Raw genomic sequence first — 13,970 nt, 5'->3', positions numbered from 1 at the left:
TATGAGAGTTCTCCATACATCCGACTGGCATATCGGCCGCACCCTTTACGGCAGAAAACGCTACGAGGAATTCGAGGCTTTTCTGATCTGGCTGGCGGAGACCATTCAGCAGAATGAAATTGATGCCTTGTTGGTGGCGGGTGATGTATTTGACACCAGCGCCCCGAGCAACCGCGCTCAGGAGCTCTATTACCGGTTCCTGTGCCGGGTGGCCGCCTCATCCTGTCGGCATGTTGTCGTCGTCGCGGGCAACCACGATTCCCCGTCCTTCCTCAATGCTCCCAAGGAGCTGCTCAAGGCCCTTGATGTCCACGTGGTCGGTAATAGCACCGCATCCCCGGAAGACGAAGTACTGGTGCTCTGTAATGAGCAGGACGCTCCGGAATTGATTGTCTGCGCCGTGCCCTACCTTCGCGACAGGGATATCCGCGTGGCGGAAGCGGGTGAGAGCGCCGAGGACAAGGAGCGGAAACTGATCGAAGGCATTCACACCCATTACGCCGCCGTCGCGGCTTTGGCTGAACAGAAGCGTGAAGAACTCGGGGCAGATATTCCCATCGTTGGCACGGGGCATCTGTTCACCGCAGGCGGACAAACCGTCGATGGTGATGGCGTGCGCGAACTCTATGTCGGCTCCTTGGCTCACGTGACTGCCGGGATTTTTCCTGCCTACTTCAACTATCTGGCGCTGGGGCACCTCCACGTCCCCCAAAAGGTGAACGGCTCCGAAACCATTCGGTACAGCGGCTCTCCTCTGCCCATGGGGTTCGGAGAGGCAAAACAGCAGAAGAGCGTTTGCCAGGTTGAGTTCCACAGCACGGCTGCATCCGTACAGCTGATCGATGTGCCAATTTTTCAAAAACTTGAGCGCGTCAAAGGAGACTGGGACGGCATCTCAAACCGCATTCTTGAATTGTCGGCGACGGACTCCCAAGGCTGGCTCGAAGTCATTTACGACGGTACTGAGGTTATCGGCGACCTGCGTGAACGCCTGGAGGCTGCGATTTCCGGCACCCAGATGGAAATTCTCCGCATAAAGAACAACCGCATCATCAACCGCGTGCTGGGACAAATCCATGAAGAGGAAACACTCGACGATTTGAACGTGAACGACGTGTTCGAACGATGCCTCGCCGTCCATGACGTGCCCGAAGAGCAGCGGCCAGAGCTGCTTCGGGCCTACCAGGAAACGGTCTCGTCTCTCTATGAAGACGATGTGCAGGCGGAATAGCGAGGCTATCGATGAGAATACTGCAAGTACGCTTCAAGAATCTGAACTCGCTGGTCGGCGAATGGCAAATCGACCTGATGCACCCGGCCTTCGCGTCTGATGGCATCTTTGCCATAACAGGTCCCACCGGCGCGGGGAAAACCACGATCCTCGATGCTATTTGTCTCGCACTTTATGGGCGGACGCCTCGCCTGAACAAGGTCACCAAGAGCGGAAACGAAATCATGTCCCGCCAGACCGGCGAGTGCTTTGCCGAGGTGACCTTCGAAACCCAGACCGGGCGTTACCGCTGTCACTGGAGTCAACACCGGGCACGCAAGAAGCCGGATGGCGAGCTCCAGGCCCCGAAGCACGAAATTGCCAATGCCGATTCCGGCGAGATTTTCGAATCCAAGATCAGAGGGGTTGCCGACCAGATCGAGTCCGCTACCGGCATGGACTTTGATCGTTTTACCCGCTCCATGTTGCTGGCCCAGGGCGGCTTTGCCGCGTTCCTCCAAGCGGCACCGGATGATCGGGCTCCTATCCTGGAGCAGATAACGGGTACAGAGATCTACAGTCAGATATCCATCCGTGCCCATGAACGCCAGCGCGAAGAGAGGGAAAAACTGAACCTGCTTCAGGCTGAAACGGCAGGCATCGTGATTCTTGAGCCGGAGCAGGAACAAGAGATTGGGCAGGCACTCGAAGCAAAGCTGAAGGATGAGACAGACCTTGCCGCCAGGGCCGCTGAAATCGGGAAGGCCATAGCCTGGCTCACCACCATCTATGGGCTGAGGAAGGAAGTCGTCAACCTGGCCGATGAAGCGAGCAAGCTGCAGGGCGATATCGAGGCGTTCAAACCGGATCGTGAAAAGCTGGGCCGGGCTTTGAGTGCCGCCTCGCTGGACGGCGCATACGCAACGCTCACCGCCACCCGCAAACAGCAGGCGGATGACAGTGTAGGCTTGAAAGCCGAGGAAGAGGCGCTTCCTGGACTGGAATCCTCCGCCAAGGAACAGGCCGAGGTACTGAAATCAGCTGAGCAACAAACTGCTCGGGCCAAAGAAGAGCTGAAAGCGGCCGCGCCTACATTGCAGAAGGTTCGCTCACTTGATCAGAAACTTGCCGATCAGAAAAAAGCTGTATCGGAAGAGGATCAGGGCTGCAAGAAGGCTATGGCAAAAATTGATGCAGACAAAAAAGCCCGGCTCGAAGAGCAGGACAAACGATCCAAGGCTCATGCGACGCTGGATCTTGTGGACGGCTATCTCAAGGAGCATGCACAGGATGAATGGCTGATAAGTGGTCTGGCTGGCATTGAAGAACAGATCGGCGGCCTGCTCTCCAAACAAAATGAAATCGTTCAAAAAGACGCTGCGCAGGAAGCAGCCAATACGACTCTGGAAATGGCGACGAAGTCACTCGATGACTGTCAGAAGCAATCCGGCATTCGGAAGCAGAAACTGGAGGACGCCTTAAAACAGCTTCAGCAGGGTAAGGATGCTTTGAGCCAGTTGCTGGGAGACCGCTTGTTGCGGGAATACCGCACCGAGAAGGAAACCCTGCTGCGTGAAATCGCCTTCCTGACCAAAATTGCGGAGCTTGAAGATCACCGGGCAAAGCTGGAAGACGGCAAGCCCTGTCCGCTCTGCGGTGCAACCGAGCACCCATTTGCGGAAGGGAATGTCCCTGTTCCCGATGAAACCGAAAAGAAGATCGACGCCCTGACTAGGCTGATCAGCAAAGCCGAGGATCAGGAAGTCGCCATCAAGAAACTCGAAGAAGCTGAAAGCCTGGCCCGCAAAAACCTGACAGAGGCTGAAAAGCTGGAGTCAGCAGCGGCTAATGACAAGAAGGCTGCCGAGAAAGCCCTCGCCGAGGTGAAGGACGGCCTGGTGAAACTCCGTGCCGATTTTGCCGAACGCAGGCAGGCTGTTACTACAAAACTCCAGCCGCTAGGTATTGCGGACATCTCCGAAACGGACATTTCATCACTGATCGAAACTCTCAAGGCGCGGTTGAAGGCGTGGCAGGCCCAGGTCAAGAAAAAGGCGGACATCGAGAAACAGATTGCCGACATCGACAGCGAGGTGAAGCGGCTGGATGCGATTATCGAAACTCAAAGCACCGCCCTGGCCGAAAAGCTGGAGCGTCTTGAAACCTTAAAAAAGGAACTCGCCACCGGAAGTGATGAGCGCAATGCACTGTACGGCGACAAGAATCCCGATGATGAAGAACGTCGTTTCAACAAGGCAATTTCGGATGCCGAAGGTTCCGAAAAGCAGGTCAGAGAACGGCACAATGAGCTCCAACAACAATGGAATACCGCGAAGGCCCATGTCGAATCTCTGAAGAAACGCATCGACATACGAGAGCCTGAACTGAGAAGGCTGGAAACCGAATTCTCCGCAGCGCTCGTGCCCGTTGGTTTTTCAGATGAAGAACAATTTTTGGCGGCCAGGCTTTCCTCTGAACGGAAGGCTGAGCTGGCGGCTACGGCCAAGGATCTGGATGAGCGTCAAACAGATCTGAAAGCCAGACAGAAGGATCGGGAAACGCGCCTGGCCACGGAGGTGGCCCGCAAGCTTACAGACAAGTCGCTGGAAGAACTCGAGCCCCAATTCAAGGAGCAAGAGGAGACCCTGAAAGAGCTGCGTGACATCATTGCCGGTCTCAAGCACAAGTTGAGTGAAAATGCGGCTGCAAAAGAGCGGATAAAGGAAAAGCAGACAGCTATCGAAGCCCAGAAAAAAGAGTGCCGCAGGTGGGAAAACCTGCACGAATTGATCGGCTCGGCAGACGGCAAAAAGTACCGCAATTTTGCTCAGGGTCTGACCTTCGAAATGATGATTGGTCACGCCAACCGGCAATTGCAGAAAATGACCGACCGATACTTGCTGGCCCGTGACGATGCTCAGCCCTTGGAGCTCAACGTCGTCGACAACTATCAGGCCGGGGAGATTCGGTCCACGAAAAATCTTTCCGGCGGCGAGAGCTTCATCGTCAGCCTGTCCCTGGCGCTTGGGCTGTCCCATATGGCCAGCAAGAATGTCCGGGTGGATTCTCTGTTTCTGGATGAAGGCTTCGGCACCCTGGACGAGGAAGCCCTCGACACCGCCCTGGAAACCCTCGCGGGCTTGCAGCAGGACGGTAAACTGATTGGCGTCATTTCGCACGTGCCCGCCTTGAAGGAGCGGATCAGCACGCAGATCCAGGTAACGCCTCAAACCGGTGGCAGAAGCCAGATAGCCGGGCCTGGATGCGGCAGGTTGGGGGCTACAGAGCTGGCCGTAGAAGCAGGTTGACTTGAAAATGTCGGACGATCTCAAAACAGCAAAAACCGCCCTCGCCAAGCCTCATCACGACATGGAGGCTATCAACAAGCTGGCCAAGCCGTCCTATCTGAGTGTGATCGAGCAGATGGAGCGCACGCTGGAACCGATCCGTCGTCAGCAGTTGGAAATCAGTCGCGCCCTTGAACTGTCTGGAGCAGCGGCCCGGATACAGGAGATCGTCAGTGTCAATCAACACTGGCAGGATTTAATAAAACAGGCCACCGCGACAAGTCGTATTACCGAGAGTCTTTCGGCTGCGCATCAGTCATGGCTTGATACGATTAAACCTATCCGGCACGACTTCTCGCATCTTTCACAGCTTCAGGCATCCGCCAAACTGGTCCTGTGTGACACATCCCTGCGGCTTGCCGCCGTGGAACGGCTCATGGCTGGCATCAATTTCGAGGCGATAAGGGGTCGTTTCCAGATCGAGATGCCGGTCATCTCTGGACTGGAAAGTTCAATAGCCCATGTGGCAGCCTCGTATGGGAGTTTGGCCGAGTCACTGAGGGAGATCTCGGACATCACGCGCCTGCCAGCTTTCGTTTTGCCGGGGGCCACTCGTGAGATCTACACCACCAGCTTCGCGCTCGAGACCCTTCGCCCCTGGGATGAACGGGATGAGGAAGATGTAGAAACGAAAATTCAGCTTGTCGCCGAAGCCGAGATGGAAACATCGGGCTGCATCGCTCTTTTGCAGCAGGTCGATCCGGGGCTCGCTCGGCCCTACATCGGCGCTCGGGATGCCATGTATGGTAACAATCCCGACCGGGCAAGGCACATTCTGAGCTCGCTCAGGGAGCTATGGAACCATCTGCTCAGGCGACTGGCACCCGATGGTCTCGTCGCCGCGTGGATTCCGGGCGTGTCCAACCAAAAGGACCTGCTACATGACGGCAAGCCTACCCGTCGAGCCCGGGTGCTTTATGTCTGCCGGGAGCTGAACAACGATCCGCTGACCGACTTCCTAATACACGATACCCGGGCGCTGGTGAAGCTGATCGAGCTGTTCGGCCGGATCCACGAACTGGAAACAGAGCTGACCGATGAGCAGCTAAGGGCCATTCTCCTCAAAAGCGATTCGTGGCTGATGTACATACTGCAAATCTCCTCGGGAAATTTTCACAAATAGACAGGAGGCGACCGTGCCAAAGAAACCAGGATCACATCATGTCGTACCCAACGCCGACGGCGGTTGGGACGTCAAGAAAGATGGGGCGACCCGCAGCAGCGGCCACTTCGACAAGAAGCAGGAGGCCGTTGATGCCGGGCGCAATATCAGCCAGAACCAAGGCACCGAGTTCTACATCCACGGCAAGGACGGGAAGATCCAGAATAAGGACAGCCACGGGAACGATCCATATCCGCCGAAGGGGTGATGCCCGGGCCAATTCAATTCCCGTATTGGGAACCGAACCGGCGTCCGAAAACCGGATTCGAAGTTGTTGCTGTTCAACGCCAGGTATCCGGTTTTGCTGCAAACCCGTTACCCTCGTCCGGTGCCGGGAAATCAGGAGAAAAAATCGTTTCTCTGGTCGGGTTGTCGGGAAGTGGTTGTGTAAGATTACTTCTGCGTTTATTATCAATTAGTTATGACGGGAGCGGGTTTTGAGACTGTTTTGCGGTAGGTCGTCGTTCCCTCCACCAAAACGCAGGCCAAGCCCCTCAGAACGCCCAACGCACGGGGTGCAGACCAGGTTGTCTGAGGGGCTTTTTGCGTGCGGTGAGCGTCTCCCGCAGGCAAAGCATGGTTGATTCCAGCCATGCGCAGCTCAGTATGGTTCGTCAATGCGCTCTGCTCAAAATAGCCCGTCCCGGCCTGTATTAATTATGTGCCCAAAGGCGAATCCGGCCCTGACTCTTGTTCTTATGCAGGAAATCGACAGAGCCTTTACCGAATGGCCGTTCCTAGGAGTGCGCCAGATGCGTGATTGTCTGGTCCTGCTGGGCTATAGCGTGGGCAGAAAACGCGTTCGGCGTCTTATGCGCCTGATGGGGCTGATGGCGGTGTACCAAAAGCCCAAAACCAGTATTCCTCATCCAGAGCATACGCGCTACCCGTATCTCTTGCGGGGATTGTCCATCACCAGACCCAATCAGGTCTGGTGAGCGAATATCACGTACATCCCCATGCGCAAAGGATTTTTGTACCTGGTGGCCGTTATGGACTGGCGCAGTAACAAGGTACTGTCCTGGAGACTTTCCAACACCATGGACGCGGATTTTTGTGTCGCGGCCCTGGAAGAAGCCTTGGCGAACCACGGCAAACCCGATATCTTCAACACCGACCAAGGCAGCCAATTCACCAGCTTCGCGTTCACCAATGTCTTGCGGGAGAATGGTATCCGCATTTCCATGGATGGCCGTGGCCGCTGGCTGGACAATGTCTTCATCGAACTCCTCTGGCGCTCGCTCAAGTATGAATGCGTGTATCTGCACGCTTTTGAAACCGGCTCCCAAGCTCGTGCCGAAATCGGCAGATGGATCGACTTTTACAATCGGCTCCGGCCTCACAGCAGCTTGGGAGGCTTGCCTCCGGACACTTACTACGAACAAGGGCTTGTAAAGGCAGCCTGATAAGGGAAAAACAAGCTAACGAATCGCTGTCTGCTGTCCGAACAATGGGGACCACCTCTATACTCTGCTTTAAACCCGTCAATCTTGACATATGAATCTAAGAACGAAACGCAGAAGATAGACCTACGAAAGCACCCCCAGGTAGCTAAAATTGTTATTCATCCAAGTTTAAGAATATATTATTCTTTCGAGAACACCATAGTAAGATTTCAAACAACCTGAAAACCCTGTCCAGCGCTAAGCTGGGCGGGGTTTTGTCATTTTGCTATCCAAGGAGAATTTTCATATGAACCAATACCAATCAGAAAGCATCACCGACTTGGCCAAGGCCTTGCTCAACGTCCAGCGCACCGTGCAACCTATGGCCAAGGATGCTGAAAATCCTTTTACCAAAAGCTGGTACGCCAGCCTCAACAGCGTCATGGACGCCTGTCGCGATGCGCTTATCGAAAACGGCATCTGGCTGTGCCAGTACCCTGTGCCTGCGGAGCAGCCCAACTCTCTCGGCCTGGTCACCAAGCTCACCCATGCGGAGTCCGGGCAGTGGCAAAGCTCTCTGGCCGTGGTTCCTTTGCCCAAGGCCGACCCGCAGGGCATGGGATCGGCAATCACTTATGCTCGCCGCTACGCGTTAACCGCCATGTTGGGCATGGTAACCGAAGATGACGATGGCGAAGGGGCTAAAAATGGCAAAAAATCGCCTACCCGACCAAAATTGCCCGTAATCGCCCCTGGATCGCAAAAAACGCGGCAACGCGAGCCTTCCATCAAAAACAACCTTTCAAGCCCCTCAAATCGCCCGTCATCCAGCCTTGAAAGCCTTCCACCACTTGAAGGCGTCACCTACCAGCAAGTTACAGCTCAGGACGGACGCCCTTGCATCATTGCCACCGGCAATACACAAGCCAAAAAGGAATTACTTACCGGCTCGGGCTTCCTCTGGAGCCCGCAGAGAAAATTGTGGTGGAAATATGTTGATGCTGCATAGAAAAAATCAAAACACCGAGTGAAAGGGCTGCCTGATGGCGGCCTTTTCACGTTTATGGAGGCTAAACCATGGAACAGATGGACCGCACGGAAGGATTGAGGGCGTTAATCAGGCAAGGTCTGCAGGCCGTTGCCCACAACGACACACTTGCCCACCTAGGCGACCGCTCCTGCTATGTGGGAATGAGCGATATCGGCCAGCACTGGGAATGCCCACGGTCTGCATTGGCCAGAAAGGTGCTCCCCACCACAAACAGCCTGGAGCGCCTGCTTACGCTGCAGAGAGGGCACTGGTTTGAATCTGGGGTTGGGCAGGCACTGGCATCGTCGGGCTTGCATGTTTTGCCCCAGCTTGAGATTAACTGGCAGCATCAGGGCGTGCCCATCAAAGCCCATCTTGATTTTGTGCTGGTCTGGGGCGCGCCCGTCAAAGCCATACGAATTTTGGAAGTAAAAAGCACCGACAAGCTTCCCGGCACCCCGCACGATTCCCATTTGCTGCAACTGCACGGACAGATCGGCCTGCTAACAAAGGCATGGAGCAAGCCCGTTTTCAGCCTTCGTGCTGAGGACGGTACGCTTCTGCATGACAAAATGACATTCCCTCAGCTTTGCCGTGCCCAACTTGGCCTTCAGCTGCCCGCAACGGCTGCCGAGGCAAGCATGGAGGCATGGTTGCTCTGTCTTTCCATGAAAGATGTTAAAGCATTCGGCCCCTATGGCTTCAATCAGGCAATGCTCGATACGGCCCTTGACCATGCGGCGCAGCTGTGGAGCGAGCTAACCGCATTTCGAGCAGGGCACATAACCTTGGCACAAGTGGATTGCGCTCAAGGGTTTTACCCATTGTGCTCGTACTGCGAGCACAACGGCGACTGCCCCAAATTTCCACGGGGAGTGCAAATGCCGCAATGGCAGCCAGCACTTGAAAAGCTGGCGGCCCTTAAGGAGCAGCGCACTGCCTTAGAAAAGGAAATCAAAGAAGTGGAGACTGTGCTCAAGCTTGTTCACCGCCATGCTGGCACTCGGGATTGGGTAGACACGGGAAACTACCGATTCCGCATGTCAGTGGCAGCTGGTCGCACCACTTTGGACAAAGATGCCCTGCGGGAGGAGTTGACCGAAATTTTTAACGCTGAGCGCTTGGGAGGTATCGACGTAGATACCTTGCTGGCCCGCTGTGAGCACACAGGCTCACCTTTCGAAAAATTGAGCATTTCGCCCATAAACTGAAAAATGGGGCGCTCATGACCATCCCCTCACTTTCATCCCGTTCGCCAAAACCGCCCCACCCTGGGGCAGTTTTCGTTTTAAGGAGCCAGGCATGAATAATATCAACGACCTTTGTAAGCTGCAGCCCACGGATCTTGATGCCGGTCAGGTCTTCAGCGGCAAACCATCCGGCACCACTGTCAGAGGCTTCGCCGTCCCTTCGGCCTACACCCCGGCTATTGACCTCGAATATATCTTCCATGAGTCCAGCCGCGATGTTGTGGTCTGGTTTCTCAACCCCCAGGAACCACTGTACGTCTTCGGCCCCACAGGCTGTGGTAAAACGACTTGCATCAAGCAGCTGGCAGCCAGGCTTAACTACCCGGTATTTGAGGTCACCGGACATGGGCGGCTGGAGTTTACCGACCTGGTTGGTCACCTGACAGTAAAAAATGGCAGCATGACCTTTGAATACGGCCCACTTGCCCTTGCCATGCGCTACGGGGCGATAATTTTGTTGAACGAAATCGACCTGACCTCGCCAGAGATAGCAGCAGGCCTGAACAGCGTACTTGACGGCTCCCCCCTGTGCATAGGGGAAAATGGCGGCGAACTGATTGTGCCGCACCCCATGTTCCGTCTGGTTGCTACGGCCAATACCAATGGCGGTGGCGATGACACCGGCCTTTATCAGGGCACCCAACGGCAGAACCTTGCATGGCTGGACCGCTTCACAATCTGCGAAGTTAGCTACCCATCTACCGATGTGGAAAAAAGCCTGCTTGCCCGGCGCTTCCCTTCGCTGCCCCAATCGCTGTGCGCCACCATGGTGGACTATGCCAATGAGGTCCGCAAGCTGTTCATGGGCGAGGCTTCCACCAGCAATCTGACCAACGCCATTGAAGTTACATTTTCCACTCGCAGTTTGCTGCGATGGGGGGATCTGACCGTTCGCTTTCAGCCGCTGGCCCATCAGGGCGTACAGCCTGTCACCTACGCCCTCGACCGGGCGCTGGCCTACCGTGCAAGCCGTGAAACCCGCGCAATGTTGCACGAGCTGGCTCAGCGCATGTTCCCTCAACAGGTGGAAGTTGAGTCCCCCCAAACCGTAACGGCAGAAATTGAAATCCTGCAAGGCGAGCAAGCCCTACGCTTCATGCGCGGCCATCTGCACCACACACCCACGGTGGCCAAGCCCCTCGTCCATCTTCAGGTAGTCCACAACCTTTCTGGCAAAAAGCAGGACGGCAAGTTCTGGATCGGCGAGGCTTGCCCTGTGGGCCTCACGCTAAAGTGGGGCAAGCCGGACACCGTTGGCCAGCAGCATTTTATTCCCGCCGAAAACTGTGAGGGCAACAATTCCGTGATGGAGCTTGAAGCACGCGCAGAAAAGAAAATCAAAGAAGGCTACGCCCTTAATACAACAAAAAGCTCATTCTAGGAGGCTACTATGGCACAACTTGTTTCTGACATCCGCATTCTTGATAACTTGCTGGCTCTCAACCTTAACGTCAGCTTGTGGTCAGCCCGACGCAAAATGAGTCAGGAAGATCTGGGCGACGCAGAGCTGCCCCCCGAAGACTTGGCATCGCTGGGTTCCAAGCGCATTGCCAACCCGGAGAACCTCAAAGTGTTCGGCACGCTCAAGGCCCGCGCCTTCAACTACCTTGATCGGCATGGGGTGCGATTTATGTCCGGCTGGGCCATACCCGAAGAAAAAGCCGGCGAAATCGTGCAGGAGCTGCTTAACATCCGCACCGAATTCCAGAAAGAAAAGGAAGCGTTTCTAGCTGACTATGACCAAAATGTGCAGGCATGGATTGAGAAGCACCATCAGTGGGGCGAAATTATCCGTAACTCTCTTGTAGGGCCTGACTATGTTCGCGCCCGTATGGATTTCCGCTGGCAGCTGTACAAGGTGGCCCCGCTTGAACAGCACACAGACAACACCGCTGTGCTGGAAGCCGGGCTGGCGGAAGAGGTGCAGGGCCTTGGCGGCACCCTGTTTGATGAGGTGGCCAAGTCGGCTGACGATATATGGCGCAGGGTTTATCATGGCAAAACGGAGGTAACCCACAAGGCGCTTTCGCCGCTGCGTACCCTACATGCCAAGCTCACGGGCTTGTCATTTGTCGAGCCGCATGTGGCCCCGGTGACTGACATCGTGCAGGCTGCACTGCTGCGCATGCCCAAGAAGGGCAACATCACAGGCACAGATCTGCTGCTGTTGCAAGGGCTGGTCTGCCTGCTCAAGGACAGTGCGGCCCTTGTGGGCCACGCCCAAAAAGTTGTTGAGGGCTACGGCCCGGCGTTTGTGCTTGATGCCCTGTTGGCTGGTCCGGACGTTATCCACGAGCCGGACGGCCTTGCTGGACAGATGGATAACACCATGGGTGGGAATATGGACGATGAACCCATCCTGCCTGAGATTCCCGTGGCTGACAGCGCTTTGCCGCATCCTGCCATCCCCAGCCTTGGTCTGTGGTGACGCCATGGTACGCACAAAAGACGTTCTCAACTGTCTGCCCTTGCTGGCGTCCATCCTTGGCGACCGCTATGGTGTGCAGGTATATATTGGCGGCAAGGAAGCCTGTACCAACGGTAAAGTTATCCATCTGCCATCGTTGCCCATTGATTGTGAGCCGGAATTATTGGCTCTGGCCAAGGGGTTCACAGACCATGAGGCTGCCCATATACGGCACACAGATTTTGGCGTGCTGAAAGCTGCAAACCTTGATCCAGTGGCTTTCAATTTGTTCAACTGTCTTGAGGATTGGCGTGTTGAAAAAATGCTGTCAGGCATTTTCCCTGGCTGCAGGCGAAACCTGAACTGGCTGATACGACGATTCTTTGTAGAGCAAGCACAGCCAAGGGCCGGGGATGATTCCCCGGCCCTTGCTGTTTTGGACTATGTGCTGTTGACCGTGCGAGCCTGGGATGTGGATGAGGTGAACCCGGCACGGCAACACGCGGCGAGCATCGTGGAGCAGCACTTCCCCAGCTTGATAGAGGTTCTGGATGCCATCTTGGTCAAGGTTTACATCCATTGCCCGGATACTGCGGCAGCAGTCGAGTATGCTCGACAAATTGCCATATGCGTCAGGCAGTGGGAACCACCTCAGTCAACTGCAACCAGCGAAGACACGAATAAAAATGGTCAGGGAGCCACACCAAGGGCGATAGGGGAAGCCAACGATTCTGCCACACAAATCAACCAGCAATCTGAACCGGTCCAACTGCCGAGTGCTTTACCGCTCAAGGCCTTGTTTCATGCAGAAGCGCAGGATCTCCCCCAGCAACTCGGCGAAATTATGTCTATTGCGCTTGCCAATAGCAGCGCAGAATCCGCTGGTGACGCACTGACCGTGGCCGTGGAAGGCACCCGACATGCAGCCTCCTTGCCAGCAGAGCAGAAGCTGCAAGCGTTACAGGCCAGCATTGCCCTGCGCACTCGCCTTCGGGGATTTCTGCAGGCGCAAACCCTGAGGTGTTGCAGCATCGGGCGTAGAGGGACACTGCATGCCAATTCGCTACACCGTCTGCAGGTTGGCAATGCTCGTGTTTTCCAAAAAGAGTCAGAGCATCAAGGCGTTAACACCGCTGTTCATATCCTGCTGGATGTAAGCGGTAGCATGGCTGGCGCACCGGTTAATCTTGCCAATCGAGCCTGCTTTGTGGTGGCAACTGCACTGAGCCATATCGGTGGCGTGAACCCCGCAGTGACAGCGTTCCCTGCCACAATGGTCACGAACTCTGTATTCCCCATCATGCGACACGGACAGGCGGTGCCAGATATGTTCGACATTCGGGCTTCTGGCGGCACACCCTTGGCTGGGGCTTTGTGGTGGGTGTTGCAAACCATGCTGCCTCTTAAAGAGCAACGCAAGATGATCCTGATTATCACTGACGGCATGCCGGACAACCAACTGGCTGCAAACAATGCCATAGGGGTGGCCCAAAAACTTGGATTTGAAGTTTATGGTCTTGGCATTCGGGATAAACACATCACGCACCTGCTGCCGCACACCAGCCGGGTAGTCAACGACTTGCCCGACCTGGTGCCTGCCATGTTTGCCATGCTGCAGGCGGCATTGCTTAAAGGTGGTGCGGTATGATGGTTCCCCTCGATTTCAGCCTTTGGTACCGAACGGAAATATTTCGTTTCTTCTTATTTAACAAAAAGCGGCGCATCCAGCGCTGCTAAATGAAGGGGGGTAAATGAATTACCTGAACTGGATACCTGTTGTTATTGCGGTGCTTCAGGCCATCAAAGATAACTGGGATGATTAGCTTGTACTCGGCTAACAAGAAGGAGAAAGTACATGAGCAGTAAATGGGCATTTATAGGCGGCATACTGGCAGGGATCGCAGGGGTATTCACTGCGGCGGCGGTATCGGTGGAGCTGGAAAACAGGACAAGCGGTAGCGGCGATACCATGGAAGGACCGGAGAAGCTGGCCTTGCCTGAAAGCGAAGCCAGGTAGAGGACTACAGGTTAATTGCAGGGCAGGAACCCCAAATGGTTCCCGCCCTGATTGTAGGCATTTCAATGTTCTCATTTTTCAACAGGAACGTGTGCAAATGCTGACAAAAAAATTACGGTTGCAATGTTCCCATTTCCGCTTCTATGCACACACGCAGGGCGT

Annotated in this window: 9 protein-coding genes and 2 pseudogenes; all 11 read left to right on the top strand. The window is 55.2% G+C overall.

Translation table 11 applies throughout. The features are described from left to right. Position 1 precedes the first annotated feature (1 nt). Positions 2 to 1,231 carry an exonuclease SbcCD subunit D C-terminal domain-containing protein gene (locus tag DDIC_RS02245; RefSeq protein WP_136398945.1) on the top strand — a complete coding sequence of 410 codons (1,230 nt, stop codon included), beginning with the start codon at positions 2 to 4 and terminating at the stop codon, positions 1,229 to 1,231. An 11-nt stretch (positions 1,232 to 1,242) separates the two neighbouring features. Next, entirely contained in the window at positions 1,243 to 4,518 is a 3,276-nt protein-coding gene (locus DDIC_RS02240) for an AAA family ATPase (protein WP_136398944.1), read from the top strand. 7 nt (positions 4,519 to 4,525) lie between these two features. Continuing rightward, positions 4,526 to 5,680, top strand: a complete 1,155-nt coding sequence (locus tag DDIC_RS02235) for a hypothetical protein (protein WP_136398943.1) — start codon at positions 4,526 to 4,528, stop codon at positions 5,678 to 5,680. Positions 5,681 to 5,693: 13 nt separating this feature from the next. Continuing rightward, the gene (locus tag DDIC_RS02230; RefSeq protein ID WP_136398942.1) at positions 5,694 to 5,927 is read left to right on the top strand and encodes a DUF2188 domain-containing protein; all 234 of its coding nucleotides are present in this window, start codon (positions 5,694 to 5,696) and stop codon (positions 5,925 to 5,927) included. A gap of 335 nt (positions 5,928 to 6,262) precedes the next feature. Next, positions 6,263 to 7,125 (top strand): annotated as a pseudogene (locus DDIC_RS13920) (IS3 family transposase); the annotation flags it as partial. Between the two features lie 262 nt (positions 7,126 to 7,387). After that, a complete protein-coding gene (locus DDIC_RS02215) occupies positions 7,388 to 8,113 on the top strand; it encodes an ERF family protein (protein ID WP_348769734.1) in 726 nt (241 codons plus the stop codon). A 68-nt stretch (positions 8,114 to 8,181) separates the two neighbouring features. Next, complete coding sequence (locus tag DDIC_RS02210; RefSeq protein WP_136398939.1) at positions 8,182 to 9,345, top strand: hypothetical protein; 1,164 nt, start codon at positions 8,182 to 8,184, stop codon at positions 9,343 to 9,345. A gap of 91 nt (positions 9,346 to 9,436) precedes the next feature. Then, positions 9,437 to 10,405 (top strand): annotated as a pseudogene (locus DDIC_RS02205) (AAA family ATPase); the annotation flags it as partial. Positions 10,406 to 10,774: 369 nt separating this feature from the next. After that, the gene (locus DDIC_RS02200; protein ID WP_136398937.1) at positions 10,775 to 11,812 is read left to right on the top strand and encodes a DUF3150 domain-containing protein; all 1,038 of its coding nucleotides are present in this window, start codon (positions 10,775 to 10,777) and stop codon (positions 11,810 to 11,812) included. A gap of 4 nt (positions 11,813 to 11,816) precedes the next feature. Further along, on the top strand, positions 11,817 to 13,439 hold the full coding sequence (locus DDIC_RS02195; protein WP_168732444.1) for a cobaltochelatase CobT-related protein: 1,623 nt from the start codon (positions 11,817 to 11,819) through the stop codon (positions 13,437 to 13,439). 207 nt (positions 13,440 to 13,646) lie between these two features. Further along, positions 13,647 to 13,808: a hypothetical protein gene (locus tag DDIC_RS13755; RefSeq protein WP_168732443.1), complete on the top strand. Its 162-nt coding sequence runs from the start codon at positions 13,647 to 13,649 to the stop codon at positions 13,806 to 13,808. Positions 13,809 to 13,970: the final 162 nt, after the last annotated feature.

Origin of the sequence: Desulfovibrio desulfuricans (assembly GCF_004801255.1) — a bacterium.
Taxonomy (GTDB): domain Bacteria; phylum Desulfobacterota; class Desulfovibrionia; order Desulfovibrionales; family Desulfovibrionaceae; genus Desulfovibrio; species Desulfovibrio desulfuricans_C.
This window is presented reverse-complemented; position numbering and strand designations above follow the sequence as displayed.

Bases quoted from the DNA above. Each gene is read 5' to 3' on its own strand.
- DDIC_RS02240 (WP_136398944.1), top strand. From the start codon at position 1,243: ATGAGAATACTGCAAGTACGCTTCAAGAATCTGAACTCGCTGGTCGGC.
- DDIC_RS02200 (WP_136398937.1), top strand. From the start codon at position 10,775: ATGGCACAACTTGTTTCTGACATCCGCATTCTTGATAACTTGCTGGCT.
- DDIC_RS02195 (WP_168732444.1), top strand. From the start codon at position 11,817: ATGGTACGCACAAAAGACGTTCTCAACTGTCTGCCCTTGCTGGCGTCC.
- DDIC_RS02210 (WP_136398939.1), top strand. From the start codon at position 8,182: ATGGAACAGATGGACCGCACGGAAGGATTGAGGGCGTTAATCAGGCAA.
- DDIC_RS13755 (WP_168732443.1), top strand. From the start codon at position 13,647: ATGAGCAGTAAATGGGCATTTATAGGCGGCATACTGGCAGGGATCGCA.
- DDIC_RS02245 (WP_136398945.1), top strand. From the start codon at position 2: ATGAGAGTTCTCCATACATCCGACTGGCATATCGGCCGCACCCTTTAC.
- DDIC_RS02235 (WP_136398943.1), top strand. From the start codon at position 4,526: ATGTCGGACGATCTCAAAACAGCAAAAACCGCCCTCGCCAAGCCTCAT.